Here is a 20,078-nt window from a genome sequence, read left to right on the forward strand (position 1 = left end):
ATCTGAATAAATTTAGCTGAGAAAACACTAGGAATTTAACTCTGAATAGCTGTAATATATTTTTGAATCTGTCAAACTTTGGATTTTTGGAGTTTTTCCTATGACGACCCTCCGCACTAAGCGCGCGGTTTCTGCGCTCGCAGCACTCACGCTTGCGGTTGGTGGAATCGGTGCCATTGAGATCTTCTCTGACGCTGCCGCTCCCGCCGCTCATGCCGCAACCTGTCCGGCGCCCACCACGGATATCACGTCGAAAATGACGATCAGTGACCCTGAGCTGACTGATCAAAGCGGCACCCCGAAGACAAGTTTCACTGTCGGAGCGACCGTTGGTTTCAAGGTGACCTGGTCCACCAGCTCGAAGGTCCATGCCGGCGAGTACTTCCAATACAAGGTTTCAACTCAGTCCGCTAAGCCGGTCGTGCCCTTCAACTTCGACGTGAAGTCTTCGACGGGCACAGTTATTGGCTGTGGCACCTGGGATCAGGATGGTAACGTCAAGGTTGTCTTTAACGATGCGGCCGAAGGCGCAGCCTCTTGGGACGGTTGGGTGATTACCACCGCACAGCTGACCCTGTCCACGAATGAGGTTGGTAAGACGCAGCCTTTCAAGCTGACCGAGACAAAGTCGGTTGACGTCAATATTCAGCCTGGCATCGGCGTTGGCGTGGATTTCCGCAAGGACGGCTGGCTCTTCAACCAGTACAACAGGAACCGCACGCTCGCGTGGCGTATCACGGTTCCTGGTGGCGACACTGGTCTGAAGAACGTCAGCGTTGTTGACAACTCCGAAGACACGAAGTGGGACTTCAACTGCGATGATCTTGAACCGCTGTTGAAGAACAACGAAGCGAATCTTAAGCTTGTCGACTCGGTCGCCAACGGCTACGACGGAGCAGATGTGTCCGGTGGAGCAATTCGTCAGAATGCGACCATTAGCTGCTCGGCGAACAAGCTGGAAATCAAGCTTCCCGAGGTTCCCGCAAATAAGTTCGCGATCATTGTTCTGTACGGTCACACCCCCGAGCTTGTTTCCGGCCACTACTGGAACACCGCGACTATCACTGCGGATGACATGGAAAGCCGCACGGTCTCTGCTCAGGATGTCGTCCTTGGCGCAGATGCGGGTGCCGCAGCACGTCAGGTCTTCTCCATCGCTAAGAAGGTCGATGACTCTGCCGCAGCGCTGACCGAGAACCCGGACTTCACTTTCGAGGTCACCCTGAAGGGCCCCGGTGTTGACCGGACTGAAACGGTCACTGTTAAGAAGGGACAGACCTACACCTACCCGGACAAGCTGCCTATCGGAACAAAGGTCACCATCAAGGAAAAGAACCTTCCCGATGCAAGTGTTCTGTGGGATAACGCGACCTCAGGTGTCTTCAGTGAAGCTGATGGCATCACCTTGGGTGCCGACAAGAAGACCGCAACCCTGACGGTTAACCCTGAAAAGGACTACACCGCAACGGTGACCAACGTGACCAAGCCGAAGCCGACCCCGACGCCGTCGACCACCACGCCGACCCCGTCTCCGACGCCGTCCACGACGACCCCGACGCCTTCGCCGACACCTTCGACGACGACGCCGACCCCGTCTCCGACTCCGTCGACGACCACTCCGGCGCCCACCCCGTCTACGACTACCCCGGTGCCGACGCCTTCCACAACGACACCTGCACCGACGCCGTCCACGACGACTCCGACGCCTGAGCCGACCCCGAGCACCACCACGCCCGAGCCGTCTCCGTCGACCACCACCTCGGTGCCTCCCGCACCGACCGAGTCGACTCCTCCCTCGACGCCTTCTGAGCAGCCCAAGAAGCCGAAGAACCCCAAGTCTTCCCTGGCAAAGACCGGTGCAGACAGCGGAATTCTGCTGGGCCTTGGAATGGCAGCACTGATCGCCGGTGGCGCTGCAGTTGCAACGCGTCGCAAGATGGGCTGAACCCATCTAGCGCACTGACGCTATAACGCTGGTCCCGGTGGCGAGAAATCGCCACCGGGACTGTGTTTTATCCGGGGGAAGAGTAATGATGCCCCTTAAGCCTTCAGGGAGCTTCTCGATGCCCTACATGGCCTTACCCCTTAGAAATTGAAGTGGATACAAAAACACCGTCAGCAGGGTGTCACAAACCCGTCTGACGGTGTTTCCGTATGTCTTAAAGCGGAAGAGCTCAGCTACTTTCGCGATTGCGAGGAAGGGGACGTCCAGTAGTCCTCGTCATCCCAGTGGTCATCCTGGGAATCCTGGTCATCTTCGGCGTAATCAGCGTAGCGTGCGTACAGATCGTCTTCGTCTGTCTGCTCTTCACTATGCGTCTCATGCCCGGCTGCAAGCTCCCTTTGGAGTGCATCCAGGTCGGTGTCAGGGCTGAAATACTTCAGCTTGCGTGCGACTTTCGTCTGCTTGGCCTTTTGACGGCCGCGCCCCATGGCGTCGACCCCCTCTACTTCGGTCGGGTCCGCACAAGCGGTGCCCTAGGTGTTCAAAATGTTTCGTGGGAACATCATACCTAAAAACGATGCCCGATCCCCACCCGAAGTGTTGGATGGGGCCAAATTACGCCTTCAGCGGGAGTTCTGAGAACCCGAACGCCTCACGCGCGAAGTAATACGCCATGCAACAAGGCCGACAACCGCCACGACAGAGCACGCGGCAATTCCCAGAGTACGAATCGCGTCAGTGTCACCTTCGCGTGCCAGTTCCCAAGTTGAGCGAGCACGTTCCTTCAGTTCCTCAACCTTTGCCTGAGCATTCTGCTTTGCCTGCTCAATCTGGTACGAAGGGTGAAGTTGTGTCACAAGCTGATCAACCGTGTTGGTGAGCTCAATACGCGTCATACGTAGCTGGGCTTCAATCTCATCTGCGCTCAGGTCCGCTGGAGTCTGCTCGTTGCTCACTTTTGAGCCCCTTTCTTCACGGCATCCACATTTTCCTTCAGGCCCTGCTGGGGTGCGGGAATGTGCTGGCTGGACTTCTTCAGCTTCGAGATGCCAACCAGAGCGAAGATGATCACGATCAAGAAGATCACGCCGCACACAATGAGTGACGCTGCCCAAGCGGGAAGGATCAAAGCTAGGGCAAGCTCTGCGCTGTGCAGAAGCCATCCCAAGCCGTAGAGCGCGAAAACGCCCGCAATAACAAGTGCAATGATCCCCGCTTTTGTGAAGTTGAGGAAGGTCATCGCCTTGGTCTTCGTCAGTTCAATTTCTCCGCGGATGAGCGTGGAGATTTGCGCCGTCATACGGCCGAAAAGCTCGCCAATGCTGGGGGGTTTGGGCTCAGACGGAACCTGCCCCAAAGAGGGACGGTAATTACTCATACCTTCATCGCTTCCTACGAAGATGGGCACCGAAGTGCAGTCACTCTTTAATTTTGACACGAATACGTGTCACTTAGCATCCGACTCGGGTACAGAATCCTCATCCGGCATCACCGAACCGGGGAGCTCGCCCAAGATTTTTTGTGCGTGTTTGATCAGTGCGAGTTCCTCGGGGCTTGCCTCAGAACCGGAAGGCAAATCTTCGTTAAGTTGTTCTTTGAGTTCATCACCCAATGAAGCGCGCGCCTGATCAATGCGATGGAAACGCTGTGCCTCAGCAATTGCAGCGAGAGCAATCTCGGCAGTCTCGGGATTGTCCTCCCACTGTGAAGTCACTGGCTCGGGGAGCGGAGAGTCTGCTGTGCGCACAACCCGAGTAGTCAGCGGGTGCCAATTGGGCGTAATCGCGGGTTCCTCGTCCTCTTCCTCGATCTTCGAGGCCGAGCTGGATTCCTCGTGACTGCTCTCCTTCGCAGGGTGGGCTTCTTCTTCTGACGCCTCGTCGTCTTCGTGGGGAAGGTCGGGAGCGTCTACCGCGGTGCCGGCGTCGGCGGGGGAACTGGCCTCGTCGCTGGGGGAAGAAGGTGGAAGAATCGGATCGCCCGCGCGTGGAATCGGTCCAAGGTAGGAGGAGGGGTCTTCGTTGATCGCCTCGTAGGCCATGCGGATGAATTGCGCGTCAACCTTTCCGGTGTCTGCGGCGACCGTACTATTCGCAATGATGAGAAGACGGTCGGCGCGCTCGGCAACTTCGGCAAGATCGGTAAAGAAAACGACACACGCGCCGCTGGAACGCAGGGGAGTGAGAGCATCGAAGAACTCGTCAAGGAAATCACCCTGGTCGACATCGGCGGGAAGGTCGCTGATGATCACCAGGTTTGCGCGGTACACGATCGCGCGCAACACCTGGAAATCCAGCAACTCAGAGGCGGAAAGATCAGTGGCGGAACGCGTGAGATCAATGCCAAGGCGAGAAGCCGTTGACTCGATGACCTCGGGATCAAGGGTTTGCCCCATCGTCGCGCACGGAATCACCAAGTTTTGGAGGAGCGTGAGGGAGGGGTTGAGGACTTCGTCCGGGCTGATCAGGGTAGTCCTGCTGCCGGTCGGCATCCACACCGAACCTTCATCGAGTGGACTGATACCAGAAAGAGCGCATGCGACATGATGGCGGCGTGCAGCCTGGGGGTCGAAAACAGCGACCGTTGAATCCGCGCGGAAAGCAAGATCTGAGCGGTCTAGGTAGTGAGCCTGGGTGAAGGGATCAATAACGGTTGCACTTCGGGCGAAATAGACGACTTTTCCCCCAGCGGTTCCGGCTGCGGTGCCCTTACGCGTTTGCCACCAGTGACGCTTGGGCCGGGGGGCGACAAATGCTGCGCGTTCTTCAGCAGTGGGAGCGTGAGTTGTCATGCTCCAATTGTGCCAACAGCCTTGCGGATTGATGCCGTGCGCGCGCCGAAAGTGGCGTTTTATTGCGGAAGAAGTGAGGCGAATATGTGATCGATGCGCTGTTGCACAAGAGGGGTCAGGCTTTCGTGGATGCGTTGACGTGGCATGGTTGCCAGGGGTTCTAGAGCAATGATGTAGCGCATGGTAACGACGCCGTACAGCATGGAAAGGATGATCTCGAGTTCCTCGCCAAGGCGTCGAGCCCGTTCAGGGTCCGCGGCAAGGAATTGGCTGATCTGCTCTAAGACATCGCTTCGGATATATGTGCGGAAGCGCTGGGAGGTTGAGGTATCAGTGATCAGTGCACGCATGAGTGCCAAGAGTGTATCTGAAGTCAGCGTGTGCTCGTAGAGGTCCAGGATGTAGTCGACTAAGCGTGTGGCAGCTCCCTGTGGGCCTGGGGTAAGAAGCGCGATGATTTCCGAGGCAGGGTCCAGGGGAAGATCCATGCAGGCGCGGAAGAGCTTTTGCTTGGTGTTGAAGTAGTAGGTGATCAGTGCAGGATCACAGCCCGCGCTACGGGCAACCGACCTCATTGTCGTGTGGTCGTAGCCTCGGGTGACAAACTCGCTGCGCGCGGCTTCGATGATGCGTTTCTTGATTTCTCCGCGGGAGGCGGAGGGCCCTCGATGGATTTTGGAAAGAGGAGATGTTTCTTTATTCAATTCAGAAGTTTCACCATCTGATGAAACTTCTGAGGGCTCCTTCAGGGAATCCGAAGGCTCTTTTCGCTGTTTTTGTGCCTTTATCTCCCGTGCTTCACTCATGCCATCAGTCTAATTTCAACAGTTTGGAAATTAGAAATCTGCGTCATAGTTTCGCAGCATGGATACGCAGATCATTGAAGGCTCGCGTCTACACGTCGAAAGCACGCCGGATCACCCGTGCCAGCTTGGTATTGACGTGGGGTCAACGACGGTCAAAGCCGTTGTTTTGGATGGCAATCGCATCCTCTTCTCCGACTATCGCCGCCACAACGCAGATGTTCGCGCCGAACTTGGACACCTCCTCGAAGACATCGAGGACATCTACCCGGGACTGGTCGTCCAAGCTGCGATCACCGGTTCTGGCGGCCTGACGACAGCCCGAGCGATGGGCATCCCCTTCGTTCAGGAAGTTATCGCGGGAACAGAATCCACCCAGCGGCTCCACCCAGAAGTCGACGTCGTCATCGAATTGGGCGGTGAAGACGCAAAACTCACCTACCTTCACCCCACCCCTGAACAGCGCATGAACGGAACCTGTGCGGGTGGAACCGGAGCCTTCATCGACCAGATGGCCACGCTGCTCCACACCGACGCCTCGGGACTGAACGCGCTGGCCGAAGCGCACACTCAGCTCTACCCGATCGCCTCGCGCTGCGGTGTCTTCGCGAAATCGGATATCCAGCCACTGATCAACCAGGGCGCCGCTCACGAGGACCTCGCGGCCTCGATCTTCAGCGCGGTCGCAACCCAAACCATTGCAGGTCTCGCCTGCGGTCGCCCCATCCGCGGAAACGTCATGTTCCTTGGCGGCCCGCTGCACTTCCTCCCTCAACTTCGCGAGGCCTACAAGACCCTGCTCCCCAAGGCAGACTCTTTTATCACCCCGGAAAACGCGCAACTGTACGTCGCTATTGGGGCCGCACTCTTGGCCTCGAAAGAAGCAAAGAAACGAGGCGAAGAAGAAGGAACCGCGCTCGAGCAACTGATCGACCGCCTCGCCACCGCACACGTCGAAGCGGAATCCGCTCGCATGCGGCCCCTCTTCGCGACCCCAGAAGAGAAGGAAGAATTCGTCCAGCGTCACGCACAAGAAGTCATCCCCAAGGCCGACCTCTCGCAAGCCCGCGGGCGCTGCTGGCTTGGAATTGACGCAGGTTCAACCACCATCAAAGCCGTCGTCATCGACGAAGACGACAGGATTGTCTTCACCCACTACGCCTCAAACGAAGGCGACCCCGTCGCTGCGGCCGTGAACATCGTCCGCCGCGTTCGCTCGGAACTGCCCGAAGGGACTGTGATTGGTCGATCCTGCGCAACCGGATACGGTGAAGGTCTGGTCACCGCGGCCCTGACCATGGACGAGGGCGAAATCGAAACTATGGCGCACTATCGCGCCGCGGAATTCATCCAGCCCGGCGTCACCTCGGTCATCGACATCGGTGGCCAGGACATGAAATACCTGCGGATCAAGGATCACGCAGTCGATTCAATTTCTGTCAACGAGGCCTGCTCCTCAGGTTGTGGGTCCTTCCTGCAAACCTTCGCGCAGACCATGGGAACCGACGTGCGAAACTTCGCGCAGATGGCCATGGAATCGAGCAGCCCCGTCGACTTGGGAACGCGCTGCACGGTCTTCATGAATTCATCGGTCAAGCAGGCGCAAAAAGAAGGCGCGGACGTGCGCGACATCAGCGCCGGCTTGTCCTACTCGGTCGTGCGAAATGCCCTGTACAAGGTCATCAAGCTCAAGGATCCCTCGGATCTAGGCGAACGTGTCGTCGTTCAGGGAGGAACCTTCCTCAATGACTCGGTTCTTCGCGCATTCGAGCTGCTGACCGGCCGCGAGGTCGTTCGCCCCGATATTGCCGGACTCATGGGAGCTTACGGCGCAGCGCTCACGGCCCGCATGCACGACAGTGGCGAAGGTGAGTCGACACTCGCTCGCGTGGAAGACCTCGAGGACTTCCAGGTCGAGACCACGCGCAAGACCTGCCGCCTGTGCCAAAACCACTGCCAGATGACGATCTCGACCTTCTCCAATGGAGAAAGGCACGTATCGGGTAACCGTTGCGAACGCGGGGCAAGCCTCGAGAAGGTTCCACGTAAGTCGGACCTTCCCAACCTCTATGACTGGAAGTACAAGAGGATTTTCGGATACCGGCGCCTCACCGAAGCCAAGGCATTCCGCGGAGACATCGGCATTCCCCGTGTTCTGGGCATGTACGAGAACTACCCCTTCTGGTTCACGATGCTCACCGAACTCGGTTTCCGCGTGATGATCTCCGGGCGAAGCAACCACGAACTATTCGAGCAGGGAATGGAATCGATCCCTTCCGAAAACGTGTGCTATCCGGCCAAGCTCGTCCACGGACACATCGAATCCCTGTTAGATAAGGGGATTACAACGATCTGGTACCCCTGCGTTGATTTCGAGCAAAAGCTCACCGATGCGGATAACAATTTCAACTGCCCGGTCGTTGCAACCTACCCCGAAGTGATCCGCAACAATATGGAACGCCTGAATGAGCCGGGCGTGAAGTTTATTAGCCCCTTCATCAACTTCGGCAACCGTGATTACTTACCCGCCCACCTCGTGCGGACCTTCGCGCAGTTTGGCTACGACATTAGCGTTGAAGAAATGACCCGTGCACTGGACAAGGCGTGGGAAGAAGACGCCGCGGTCAAGGCTGAAATCAAGGAAAAGGGCCGCGAAGCACTCGAGTGGATGCGCGAACATGGAGTACGCGGAATCGTCTTGGCGGGCCGTCCCTACCACCTCGACCCCGAAATCAACCACGGTATCCCCGAGGTCATCATTGGCCTGGGAATGGCTGTTCTCACCGAGGACTCCATCATTGACCAGCGCTTGGAGCGGCCCCTTCGCGTGCGCGATCAGTGGTCCTACCATTCGCGCCTGTACGAGGCCGCTGCCCGCGTGGGCGATGAGCCTGACCTTGAGATGGTTCAGCTCAACTCCTTCGGTTGTGGCGTTGACGCAATCACCGCCGACCAGGTTCAAGAAATCCTCGAGGGCCGAGGCGATGTTCACACGGTCCTCAAGATTGACGAGGTATCGAACCTGGGTGCCGCGAAGATCCGCTTGCGTTCCCTGGAAGCGGCCGTTGCGGAGCGAGGAACCATGGCCTCGGGAACGATCAACACCGCGGTGCACGAGGACCCCGCATCCGTTGCTGCGCGCGAAGAATCCGAGCAGGTCAAGGCTGGACACATCGAAGCGCGAGCCGTCTTTACCGAGGAAATGCGCGATGCGGGATACGAAATCCTTGCCCCGCAGATGTCGCCTATCCACTTCCGTTTCCTCGAGCCGCTGTTCAGGCGCGCGGGGCTCAATGTTCGAGTCCTTGAGCACACCAGTCGCCAGACCATGGAAACGGGCCTGAAGTACGTCAACAATGACTCTTGCTACCCGGCGATCGTCGTCATCGGTCAGCTTATTGACGAGTTTGTATCGGGGCGCGCGGATCCTGATAAGACCGCGGTCGGTATCACTCAGACGGGCGGTATGTGCCGTGCAACGAACTACGCCGCACTGCTGCGTAAGGGCCTTCGCGATGCGGGATATCCGCAGGTCCCGGTCATTGCTCTTTCCGTTCAAGGCTTAGAAGACAACCCTGGCTTCAAGATCGGAATTCGCCATATCCACAAGGCGATTCAAGCCTTCGTCATCGGTGATGCGATCCAGTCCATGCTTCTTCGCGTGCGTCCCTACGAGGCCGTGCCCGGAAGTGCGATGGAACTGTACCGCCGCTGGGATCAGATCGTGCGCGAGTGGGTTGTGAGCGATCGCTCTGAGACCTTGGGACGCGTCGGTCCGACGGGTCTCCTGACGGGGCGCCTGCGCTATTCGACGCTGATCAAGCGCTGCGTTGCTGAGTTTGACGCCCTGGAATTGCGTGATATTCCGCGTAAACCTCGCGTTGGGCTGGTGGGAGAGATCCTTGTAAAGTTCCACCCCGATGCGAATAACCACGCGGTTGACGTCATCGAGGCTGAGGGCTGTGAAGCTGAGCTTCCTGGCCTCATGCAGTTCTTCCACAATTCGGTTGCGACCGCGGAGTGGGATTACGAGAACCTGGGTATCGACGGCAAACAGCGCAAAATCTTACCCATGGCTCTGTGGCTCCTCAAGAAGTATGAGGTTCCGGTCCATCGCGCCTTCGAAGAGACGAATGGGAAGTTCGAAGCCCATCGCGATATCGAAGAGATGATCTCGCGTTCGGAAGACATTGCACGCCTCGGTAATCAGGCTGGTGAGGGCTGGTACCTGACGGCTGAGATGGTCGACATGATCGAACACGGATGCCCGAACATCATCTGCGCGCAGCCATTTGCATGCCTGCCGAACCACATCGTTGGAAAGGGTATGTTCCGTGCGCTGCGTAACCGTTACCCACAGGCGAATATCGTCGCTGTCGACTACGACCCGGGCGCCTCGGAAGTCAATCAGCTGAACCGAATCAAACTGATGCTGGCAACCGCTGTACAACAGCACAATGCCGCCGAGCGCGATGGTGAAGACGATGGTGTGCTGCAGTTGGTCGGGATTGATTTCGATTCCGAAGACCTGGGTGGCGAGGCCGTTGCCGGTGCCTCCTGCGGTGGTTGCGGGTGCGGATCCGGTGGTGGTTCCTCTGATGGCGAGGGACACCGCGTGGTCGGCTTGGGCATGCCCGCGATTCCGCCGAGGCGTGGCGCCGCTTTCCGCTGAGGTGAGTGTGAGCTTGCCGGCTGGGTGACGCCTGCTTTCCTAGTTGGCACTTGTACTGACGCTTATGCGGACAACCGCTCGGTCGGCGCACTCCTTCCTAGGGGAATATCCTCAGGAATAACCGCGTTTAAGTTGCGGGTATTGTGTGAAACGGAAGGGTAACAATGCGCCTCTCAGCACTGGAACAGGTTCCGCTTTTTGACGGGTCGACTCCGCATCAGGCAGTGGAAGACATGGTGTCCTTGGCTCGCGGGCTGGAAGAATTGAATTTCCACCGCTTCTGGATCGCAGAGCACCACAACACACCGGTCTTTATGTCCTCTGCCCCTGAGCTGGTGATGACTCACCTTCTGGACCGGACCTCGCGTATTCGCATTGGTTCGGGTGGCGTGATGGCCATGCACCAGGGCAGCTTGCAGATGGCAGAAAAGTTCTTCACCCTGGCAACTTTGTTCCCCGGCCGCGTTGACATGGGATTGGGACGTGCCCCCGGTGGAGACATGATCTCCGCCCGCGCACTCAACCAGGGGGCAACGATTGATCCTGGGTCGATCAATGCTCTGATCGACGAAACTTTGGCTTTCATGCGAGGAACCCTGCCCGAGGGACATCCCTACACCTCTGTTGGTGTCTATCCGCACCCCGATGAGCTTCCCGAACTGTGGCTGCTGGGTTCTTCAGGCCAGAGTGCGGCCTGGGCGGGGACTCGAAACATGAACTACGCCTACGCGCAGTTCTTCAGCGGTCAGCAACAGCCCGAGGTCATGGACCATTACCGTGCACACCTGCCCGAAAACCTGGGTGAGGGCCAAGGACAGACCCTATCAGCGCTCGCGGTGAGCGCTGCAGAAACTGAAGCGGAAGCCCTAGAACAAGCCCTTCCCGCATTGAGCTTCCGTATGTGTTTACGACTGGGACGTCCCGTGCGCTTCCAACGCCCCGAGCAGATGAGCGCCGAAGACCGGGAAGACGCACTGCGATGGGCACAGCGCGATCGTTCGATCATCATCGGCACCTACGACCAGGTCGCCCAGACGATTGCGAACTTTGCGCGCAATCACCGCGTCGATGAAGTCATGCTGATCAGCTACATCGCTGATGTTCAGCAAAAGCTTGCACAATACCGAGAGCTCCAGACACGTCTGGGCTAAAGCCTCTGTGCAGCCGGTAACTACACCAGTGGATAGAGTTGTGGCCCTCGCCTTTAGGCGAGGGCCACAACCGTTAACAAGTTAGGGAGCTCAGTTCCGAGTCCTCCACCAGTTCTTGACGTTTTCAAGAGCTGCGGTGCCCAGCTGCGAAGCCTGCGAACCCAAGTCCGACAAACCTGCGTAAGCGTTCACCAAACCGGAAGACAGGCGTGCCTGAGCGAAACGCTGTGCAACGTTCTCCCAGTTCACCACGTTCCACCAGGCCTTGACGTAGTCGGCCTTGACGTTGAGGTAGTCCAGGTAGAAAGCGTGCTCCCACATGTCCAGCATGAGCAGCGGAACGGTTGCAACCGGGATATTGCCCTGCTGATCGGTCAGCTGGAAGGTCACGAGGCGCTTGCCCAAAGTATCCCATGCGAGAACGGCCCAGCCGGAGCCCTGCAGGCCAAGAGCTGCAGCGGCGAACTGTGCCTGGAAGCCTTCGAAAGAACCGAAGAATTCGTTGATTGCGTCGGCCAGATCACCTTCAGGACGAGACGAACCATCACCGGTCATATTCGTCCAGAAAATCGAGTGGTTGGTGTGTCCACCCAGGTTGAAAGCCAGGTTCTTTTCCCACAGGTTGATCGCGGCAAAGTCACCAGCTTCGCGGGCTGCTTCCAGCTTCTCCAGTGCGGTGTTTGCGCCAGCAACGTAGTTGGCGTGGTGCTTATCGTGGTGCAGCTCCATGATCTTTGCAGAGATGTGGGGCTCCAGTGCCGCGTAATCGTAGGGAAGTTCGGGAAGGGTGTAAACGCTCATCGGGCTCTCCTTACAGTTAGGGGTTGATACCTCAAGCCTAGTACTTAAGTCCTTAGGTGTGGGTAAAGAGGTGGGCGAGTTCACTCAGCGCTCAACGCATCACACAAAAGGGGAACGGGAAAGGCTCAGTGGCCTCGGCCTCGGCGGAAAAGATGGGAAACCCCAACGACAACTCCGGTGATCAGCGAGCCGAGCACGATGCCAAACACTGCCGCACACGCGGTCTCAACGAGCCAGCCAAGGAAACCGCCGCCCGAAGCGAGCGCGTGCTCGATCGTCGACACCACGTTGTGGAAGACCTCGACGCCCACCTTCGCGAGGTTTTCGATGACCAGGTGGCCGCCGACCCACAGCATCGCAACCGTTCCAACAACGCCGATTGCGTTGAAAACCTTGGGCATCACGCGCACAATTCCACGACCGATATTATCCACAGGACCGGGGCGATTATCGTCCGGATGAGTCGCGCCCTTAGCCAAGCGAAGCCCGAAATCATCCATTCGTACCAGGAGTGCAACGATCCCGTAGACAAAGAACGTCATGAAGAAAGCGACCGCGATCAGGACTGCAACGCGCATCGACATGGATTCGGTGTTCAGCCCGTCCATGGAGACCAGCATGATTTCTGAGGAAAGAATGAGATCGGTGCGCGAGGCGGAGGAAATAATCCCCTTCTCAACCTCCTCAGGGCTTTGCGGGGCTTCTCCAGTGGTCGCCTCGTGTTCGGGGAGCCAATGGAGGGACTCGAGAACTTTCTCGGCCCCCTCAAAACACAGATATGCTCCGCCCGCGATCAGTAGGTAGGGCAGCACCGCAGGCGCGAACCAAGTGAGTAAGAGCGCGATGGGTAAAATGATGACCAGCTTGTTGATCAACGAGGCCTTGGCGATTTTCCCAATAATCGGCAGCTCGCGCTTGGGGGAAAGCCTGGAGACGTACTGTGGAGTAACAGCGGTGTCATCGATCACAACGCCAACCGCTTTGGACGATACCTTCACCGCGCTCGATGCGACATCGTCGATAGACGAAGCCGTTGCTTTTGCCAGAGTCGCAATATCGTCCAATAGCGCTACCAGTCCGCCAAACATCCACTCATCCTTTTCCTTAGGGACACAGGCATTCTATTGGGCGAGTGGGGCGGCCTGCGCGGTGTGGAAGCACGTGGGAATATATGCGTGAGAACTTGCATGAATAAGTCGACGCAGATGCAGGTCAGGCGTGAGAAAGTAATGCTATGACGGAATCACTGATTGACACTCTTCCCAGTCCGACACCGGGATTGGAACCCGGATTGATCGCCCGCTTGGCCGCCGACCTGGGGAGCGCCGGGTGGAGTGTCGACGCGCTGGAGACCATGATCAGCCCCACGGCGCGCGCTGCGCTCATGCGTAACCAAAGGGTTCCGGCCCTTCGCGAACTTCAGCGGAAAGATTCCCCAGCTGCGGTCTTGACCCGATTCTTTGTCTTAGGTTGCGCGGAAAGTGGGGATGCTCTTGCCCAGGCTCTGCCCACTCTTGGGGTGCGCGGCGCGGTCGACTTAGGATTGATTTTTCCCGCACTCGATGTGGAATCGCCTTCGGACCAGCAACTTTTCAAAGCAAATTACGACCTGCGTCCTCACGCGGCACAGCTTCAAGGCGGCCTCAAAAACTGGTGGATCCTGTCGGACCTAGGTGAAGACGTGACGGGTGAACCCATTCGCCCGGACCACGTTCTGGGAATCGGCGGGGCAACGACCTCGCTCTTGAAGGCGACACTTCGAACTCCTGTCGAATCCGCCTTGGACCTGGGGTGCGGATGCGGAATCCAAGCCTTGTATTTGGCCACACACGCTACTCGCGTTGTCGCAACAGACCTGTCGGCGCGAGCCTGTGAGATCACGCGCTTCAACGCCGCGCTCAATGGTGTCGAATTAGATGTTCGCCAAGGATCCCTCTTTGAACCGGTCGAAGGCGAAGAATTCGATCTGATCGCCTCGAACCCGCCCTTTGTCATCACCCCAGATTCACTTCGCACCTCGGGGGTTCTGGAATACCGAGACGGCGGAATGAGCCGCGATCATCTAGTGCGCACGGTGATCCGGGAAAGCCCGAACTACCTCAAGCCCGGCGGCGTGACGCAACTCCTTGCAAATTGGGAAATTCCTGGACGATTGGGACACCCCGATGACTGGGAAAATGTCGTGCGCTCATGGGTCGAAGACCTTCCCGTCGACGCATGGATTGTGCAGCGCGATCGGCTTGATCCCGCTCACTACGTTGAAATGTGGCTTCGCGATTCTGGTCAGCAATTGCATCAGCGCGAAGACTACGAACGCGAATACGCCCAGTGGCTTGATGATTTCGTTCAGGCAGGAGTCGTCGAAATTGGTATGGGCATGGTCGCCCTGCGCAAGCTCGATACGCAGCGTGCCGGCGTATGCGAATGCGATGAACTTGAAGGGGGAAAATCCCCATCCGGCGAAGACGTCCAGCGCGCGCTTGCATCCTTGCGGCTTCCCGATGATCTCAGCGATCTTCACCTGTACTTCGCTTCCGATGTGACGGAAGAACGGCACTTCCTGCCTGGAGCGAATGATCCTTCCGCCTTGGTCCTACACCAAGGGGGAGGGCTTGGGCAATCGGTTGCCTCGACCACTGCTTTGAGTGCCTTGGTCGGTGCATCAGATGGCGAACTCAGCGTTGGTCAGATCTGCGGGGCTCTTGCAGCCCTATTGGAATGCGATTCCCGGCAGCTTCAGGATGAACTTTTCCCACAGGTACGGACCTTAATTCGTTGGGGATTCCTTCGAGTCGAATCGAATCAGGAGTAACTGAGATGCCTCTCCCTCCGCCGCTAACCCAGCAGCCGCCCCTGTGGGTGTGGCTCCTCGTTGGCACATTCGAATTAGCGATTCGACTGATCGCATTGGGCGTAGTCCCGAAGCGGAGGCGTGCATCCACGTCAACCGCGTGGCTGTTGCTCATTTTCTTATGGCCAGTTGTCGGCGTTCCGCTCTATCTGATCTTCGGATCTTGGTGGGCAATGGGAAAGTCTCTGCGCTCTGATCCACAGGCGCATCAATTGGTTAAGCGCATTCTGGGCGCGGCTTCTCACAAAGCGCACACTGGCGGAAACCCCCATGAATCCACAGAAATTGACGAAGGCATCAGCGCTCTGGCTGAGCGAACGGCCTCGTTAATGCAGCTCAATAGGAAGCAGACCTCCTTTCCAGCTAGCAGCGGAGAAGTTGTTGAGCTTCTCAATGACACCGATGAGACTTTCAAGGCGATGGCCCGCGAGGTCGATCAAGCGACTCATCACGTGAATGTTCTGTACTTCCAGACCTCGTGGGATCATTCCACTGATCCGCTCTACAAAGCCCTGGTTCGTGCCTGCGCTCGCGGGGTGACCGTGCGTTTACTGGTAGACCATCACGGGGTGCGAACAATTCCGGGCTGGCGCGACTTTTGTCGAATCTTGGACGAATCCGGCATCCAATGGCACATCATGCTTCCCTTCAATCTGTTCAAGGGGGAAATTCGACGGCCAGACCTGCGCAACCACCGCAAACTTCTGCTGATTGACGGTAAATTCGGATTTATCGGTTCGCACAATATGGTGGCCGCGGACTATAACACTCCCGCCTATCAAAAAGCAGGGATTGAATACCACGACACTTCGGTTGAAGTACGTGGCGATATTGTTCGCCAGATGGAGGCAGTGTTCGCGGCGGACTGGTACTACGCCTCGGGCGAAGAGCTAACGGTCGACGATCTTAACCTTGATCAGGTGACATCAACTCAAGGCCAACCCATGCAAATCATTCCCTCAGGGCCGGCCTACCCGACAGAGCCCAACCTGCGGATGTTCGTTTCGATGATCTCACAGGCTCGGCAGCATGTCTCTATCGCCAGCCCGTACTTCATTCCGGATGAGTCACTCCTGACGGCGTTGACTTGCGCAGCGATGTCGGGGGTTGACGTCCATCTTTACGTTTCCGAGCAATTCGACCAGTTCTTGGTAGGACATGCTCAGCGTGCATACTACGAGCCTCTTTTAGTATCAGGAGTTAATATCCACCTGTATGCGCCACCCCATATGCTCCATTCGAAGTATGTGGTGATCGACGGGGAGCTTGCCGCTATCGGCTCATCGAATATGGATTACCGATCCTTCGGTTTGAATTACGAAGTAATGCTTTTGGCTCAGGATCCTCATCTTGTCCAACTTCTGGAGGGGAATAACAAGCGAATCGAAGCATCTTCGCGACTGCTCAGCCTTGAGGAATGGAACGCGCTTCCCTGGTACAAGCACTACATCGATAACATCTGCCGCCTAGGCAGTGCGCTGCTTTAAAACTGCGGGGGGCTACTGGCCGTAGTGATAGCGGCAGGAGATGATCCAAGGGGTTTTACCGTCGTCGCTGATCTGGTAGATCAGGCGGTGACGTGAGTTGATCCTGCGCGACCAATATCCCGAAAACTCGTAGCGGAGGGGTTCAGGTTTGCCAATACCCTCGTTTCCGTTGCTTTGGATGTCTTTGATGAGTACGTTGATGCGCTTGAGGGTCTTGCGGTCCTCGAACTGCCACCAGACGTAGTCGTTCCAGGCTTCCTCGTCCCACGTGATGTGCATGGTCAGTCCTCGTCGGGCTCAACGAGGTCATGGACGACACCCTCGCCAGCGCGGTGACGTGCGATCGATTCGCGCAGGTGGCGGGCGTTTGCGGGGGACTGCATGAGGTAGACGGTCTCCATGAGGGACTCGTACTCGTCAAGGGCCATGATGACGGCGCTCTCGTGACCTTGGCGGGTGATGATGATTTCCTCGCGGTCGTTGACGACTTGGTCGAGGACCTCGGCGTAGCGTGCGCGCGACTCGCTGTAGGTCATGGTCTTCATGGATGCTCCTCTGCTCGCCTATGTACAAAATATTGTACAGATGCTTATGGCATGTCTCTAGTTGATCTGCTGCCGATGGATATGGTGTGCGCCCGCCCGCAAGACGCCACCTAGGCCTCGGGAATTATCCACAAAAGACGCGCGGAAAAGCACATCGGTTCCCGGAAAGCCCCGTAACGCGGTAAGGTCCTACCCAGTGGTACTCCGCCGGCGCTCGCCATCGGAGGACCAGCAAAAAGTGCTACAAATACGAGGTAGCAACGGAAGGGACAAACAATGGCAGCGACCAAGCTGGTAATCGTGGAGTCTCCCGCCAAGGCGGCGACGATCGAAGGATACTTGGGACCCGACTACCACGTGACCGCCTCGATCGGTCACATTCGCGACCTGCCACAGCCCTCTGAGCTTCCTGCCGATATGAAGAAGGGCCCCTACGGGCGCTTCGCCGTCGACGTTGAGGATGGTTTCACTCCTTACTACGTTGTCAATCCCGACAAGAAGAAAAAGGTCACCGAGCTCAAGAAGCTCCTGAAAGAGTCAGACGAACTCTTCCTGGCGACTGATGAGGACCGCGAAGGTGAGGCTATCGCTTGGCACCTTCTGCAAGTCCTTAAGCCCAAGGTTCCCGTGCGCCGCATGGTCTTCCACGAAATCACGAAGGAAGCGATCCAACGCGCTCTGGAAAATACTCGCGAGCTCGACACAGACCTTGTTGACGCCCAAGAAACTCGCCGAATCCTTGACCGTCTTTACGGCTACGAAGTTTCGCCGCTGCTCTGGCGCAAGATTCGCCCCTCCCTGTCCGCTGGCCGTGTGCAATCGGTCGCAACGCGCTTGGTTGTGGATCGCGAGCGCGACCGCATGGCGCATGTGAGTGCCGAGTACTGGTCGATCGATACCCAGTTTGCCGCTTCGGGTCAGTCTTTTGGCGCAAAGGTTTCGCACATTGACGCTTCCCCCGTTGCAACCGGTTCTGACTTTGATGAAAACGGTCGGCTTTCCGCGAAGGCTGTGAAGAACGAGGCCTTCCACCTGGATGCCCATTCTGCGCCGCTCTTCGCCGCAGCGCTCGAGGCCGCGCGTGATTCCGCGATCGATTCTGTCCAGCAGAAGCCCTACCGCCGCCGCCCGGCAGCGCCCTTCACGACTTCGACGCTGCAGCAGGAAGCTTCCCGCAAGCTCCACTGGAACGCTTCTTCGACGATGCGGACCGCTCAGTCCCTGTACGAGTCGGGTTTCATCACCTACATGCGTACCGACTCTACGGCCCTGTCTTCGCAGGCCATCAAGGCTGCTCGCCAGCAAGCCACGGAACTTTATGGGGCCGAGGCCGTGGCTGAGAAACCGCGCATCTACGGCACCACCTCTAAGGGGGCGCAAGAAGCTCACGAGGCCATTCGCCCGGCCGGGGATCACTTCCGCACTCCCGCACAAGTTGCCTCGGTTTTGAATCGTCAGCAGCTTGCACTGTATGACTTGATCTGGAAGCGAACCGTCGCTTCGCAGATGGCGGATGCCCTTGGCTTTACCGCAACTATCCGAGTGCGGACCGATGTCGAGGTCGAGGGTCAGCCTCACGCAGTACTGTCCAGCGCCTCGGGAACTGTTATTACTTCCCCCGGCTTCAGACTTGCCTACCAAGAAGGCCAGGACAAGGGACGCTACGACGCGGAAACAACCGATGCTGAGAAGACCCTCCCGCAGGTGAGCGAAGGGGAAGTTGCGCTGCTTGAAGAGGCGCAGGCGCAGGGACACCAGACTCAGCCCCCGGGACGCTACACCGAAGCGACCTTGGTGAAGACCATGGAAGAGCTCGGAATTGGTCGCCCCTCGACCTATGCGGCAACGATTCAAACCATTGGTGATCGCGGCTACGTCACCCACCGGGGCCAGTACTTGGTTCCGACTTGGCTGGCCTTCTCGGTCACGCGACTGATGGAAGAGAACCTGTCGAACCTAGTTGACTACGACTTCACGGCATCGATGGAAAACGATCTGGACCAGATCGCGGCGGGAAGCGAAGATCGCCACGAGTTCTTGAGCACCTTCTACTTCGGTGCAGACGGTAAGGGCGACGCTGACGGCCTGAAGTTCCAGGTTGAATCCCTGGGAGACGATATTGATGCTCGCGCAGTGAACTCCATTGACATGGGAAATGGTGTCACCTTGCGAGTGGGGCGTTACGGACCCTACATGGAGAAAGCCGATGGGACGCGCGCAAATGTGCCGCCTGAGGTCGCTCCCGATGAACTGACCGAAGAGAAGATCGCGGAACTCTTCGCGCTTGCTGCAGATGATGGACGCGAATTGGGAATCGATCCCGCAAGTGGGCACATGCTGGTTGCGAAGAACGGCCGCTACGGTCCCTACGTGACGGAGATTCTGCCCGAAGAAGTCGAAGAAGCGGAAGCTTCTGAAGATGGGAAGCCCGCGAAGAAGACGCGGAAGAAGGCTGCGGCAAAACCGCGCACGGCCTCGTTGTTCAAGTCGATGGATCTGGCGACCATCACGCTGGAGGATGCGCTTGCGCTGCTGTCGCTTCCGCGCGAGGTCGGTGTTGATCCCTCTGACGGTGAGGTCATTACCGCGCAAAACGGTCGCTACGGCCCGTACCTGAAGAAGGGGAGCGATTCACGCACCCTTCCCAGTGAGGATCAGCTTTTGACGATCACCTTGGATGAGGCGCTTGAGATTTACTCTCAGCCCAAGCAACGAGGCCGTGGGGCTGCCAAGCCGCCGCTGCGTGAGTTTGGCGAGGACCCGGTTTCGGGCAAGAAGGTCACCGTTAAGGACGGCCGTTTCGGTCCCTACATCACCGACGGTGAAACTAATGTGACCGTTCCTCGCGCCGAAACCGTCGAGGATTTGACCGCTGAACGCGCCTACGAACTTCTGGCCGATAAGCGCGCGAAGGGTCCGGCTCCCAAGCGCACCCGTAAGACGACTGCGAAGAAGACAACAACTCGGCGCACAACGAAGAAGACTTCGGCAAAGAAGTAACGAGAAGGAATTTTCTTTCGCCCACCCGCTGC

15 protein-coding genes are annotated in these 20,078 nt (G+C 57.7%); 6 read left to right on the forward strand and 9 right to left on the reverse strand.

What is annotated here, in order from left to right; all coding sequences use genetic code 11:
• Positions 1–100: 100 nt before the first annotated feature.
• Positions 101–1,945 carry an Ig-like domain-containing protein gene (locus RW023_RS03055; RefSeq protein ID WP_315579834.1) on the forward strand — a complete coding sequence of 615 codons (1,845 nt, stop codon included), beginning with the start codon at positions 101–103 and terminating at the stop codon, positions 1,943–1,945.
• Between the two features lie 233 nt (positions 1,946–2,178).
• Here RW023_RS03055 and RW023_RS03060 read toward each other — a convergent pair whose 3' ends face one another.
• The 5 genes from RW023_RS03060 to RW023_RS03080 form a co-directional block, all read right to left on the reverse strand.
• Positions 2,179–2,433: a DUF3073 domain-containing protein gene (locus RW023_RS03060; protein ID WP_314500621.1), complete on the reverse strand. Its 255-nt coding sequence runs from the start codon at positions 2,431–2,433 to the stop codon at positions 2,179–2,181.
• 135 nt (positions 2,434–2,568) lie between these two features.
• Positions 2,569–2,901 (reverse strand): DUF3618 domain-containing protein, encoded by a 333-nt coding sequence (locus RW023_RS03065; RefSeq protein WP_315579835.1) that lies wholly within the window; start codon positions 2,899–2,901, stop codon positions 2,569–2,571.
• Complete coding sequence (locus RW023_RS03070; RefSeq protein ID WP_315579836.1) at positions 2,898–3,323, reverse strand: phage holin family protein; 426 nt, start codon at positions 3,321–3,323, stop codon at positions 2,898–2,900. Before RW023_RS03070 ends, RW023_RS03065 begins: the two co-directional genes overlap by 4 nt.
• 69 nt (positions 3,324–3,392) lie before the next feature.
• A complete protein-coding gene (locus RW023_RS03075; RefSeq protein WP_315579837.1) occupies positions 3,393–4,736 on the reverse strand; it encodes a hypothetical protein in 1,344 nt (447 codons plus the stop codon).
• A gap of 59 nt (positions 4,737–4,795) precedes the next feature.
• Positions 4,796–5,542 carry a TetR family transcriptional regulator gene (locus RW023_RS03080; protein WP_315579838.1) on the reverse strand — a complete coding sequence of 249 codons (747 nt, stop codon included), beginning with the start codon at positions 5,540–5,542 and terminating at the stop codon, positions 4,796–4,798.
• Between the two features lie 58 nt (positions 5,543–5,600).
• On the opposite strand from RW023_RS03080, the gene RW023_RS03085 reads away from it, so the two are divergent.
• Together RW023_RS03085 and RW023_RS03090 are read left to right on the forward strand one after the other, a co-directional pair.
• Positions 5,601–10,211, forward strand: a complete 4,611-nt coding sequence (locus RW023_RS03085) for an acyl-CoA dehydratase activase-related protein (RefSeq protein ID WP_315579839.1) — start codon at positions 5,601–5,603, stop codon at positions 10,209–10,211.
• Positions 10,212–10,375: 164 nt separating this feature from the next.
• Positions 10,376–11,362: an MsnO8 family LLM class oxidoreductase gene (locus RW023_RS03090; RefSeq protein WP_315579840.1), complete on the forward strand. Its 987-nt coding sequence runs from the start codon at positions 10,376–10,378 to the stop codon at positions 11,360–11,362.
• 90 nt (positions 11,363–11,452) lie between these two features.
• Here the strand turns inward: RW023_RS03090 and RW023_RS03095 are convergent, their stop codons facing one another.
• Both RW023_RS03095 and RW023_RS03100 read right to left on the reverse strand, forming a co-directional pair.
• On the reverse strand, positions 11,453–12,163 hold the full coding sequence (locus RW023_RS03095; RefSeq protein WP_315579841.1) for a superoxide dismutase: 711 nt from the start codon (positions 12,161–12,163) through the stop codon (positions 11,453–11,455).
• 125 nt (positions 12,164–12,288) lie between these two features.
• Positions 12,289–13,251, reverse strand: coding sequence for a DUF808 domain-containing protein (locus RW023_RS03100; protein ID WP_315579842.1), 963 nt, complete (start codon positions 13,249–13,251; stop codon positions 12,289–12,291).
• Between the two features lie 146 nt (positions 13,252–13,397).
• Here RW023_RS03100 and RW023_RS03105 point away from each other — a divergent pair, with 146 nt between their 5' ends.
• Together RW023_RS03105 and cls are read left to right on the forward strand one after the other, a co-directional pair.
• Positions 13,398–14,975 carry a methyltransferase gene (locus tag RW023_RS03105; RefSeq protein WP_315579843.1) on the forward strand — a complete coding sequence of 526 codons (1,578 nt, stop codon included), beginning with the start codon at positions 13,398–13,400 and terminating at the stop codon, positions 14,973–14,975.
• A gap of 5 nt (positions 14,976–14,980) precedes the next feature.
• A complete protein-coding gene (gene cls, locus RW023_RS03110; protein ID WP_315579844.1) occupies positions 14,981–16,501 on the forward strand; it encodes a cardiolipin synthase in 1,521 nt (506 codons plus the stop codon).
• A 12-nt stretch (positions 16,502–16,513) separates the two neighbouring features.
• Here cls and RW023_RS03115 read toward each other — a convergent pair whose 3' ends face one another.
• Both RW023_RS03115 and RW023_RS03120 read right to left on the reverse strand, forming a co-directional pair.
• Positions 16,514–16,780, reverse strand: a complete 267-nt coding sequence (locus RW023_RS03115; RefSeq protein WP_315579845.1) for a Txe/YoeB family addiction module toxin — start codon at positions 16,778–16,780, stop codon at positions 16,514–16,516.
• 2 nt (positions 16,781–16,782) lie between these two features.
• Positions 16,783–17,046: a type II toxin-antitoxin system Phd/YefM family antitoxin gene (locus tag RW023_RS03120; protein WP_072456901.1), complete on the reverse strand. Its 264-nt coding sequence runs from the start codon at positions 17,044–17,046 to the stop codon at positions 16,783–16,785.
• A gap of 276 nt (positions 17,047–17,322) precedes the next feature.
• Between RW023_RS03120 and topA the strand changes: the two genes are divergently transcribed.
• The gene (gene topA / locus RW023_RS03125; protein ID WP_315579846.1) at positions 17,323–20,046 is read left to right on the forward strand and encodes a type I DNA topoisomerase; all 2,724 of its coding nucleotides are present in this window, start codon (positions 17,323–17,325) and stop codon (positions 20,044–20,046) included.
• Positions 20,047–20,078 lie beyond the last annotated feature (32 nt).

Source organism: uncultured Actinomyces sp. (assembly GCF_963542285.1).
In the GTDB taxonomy this organism is placed as follows: Bacteria; Actinomycetota; Actinomycetes; order Actinomycetales; family Actinomycetaceae; genus Pauljensenia.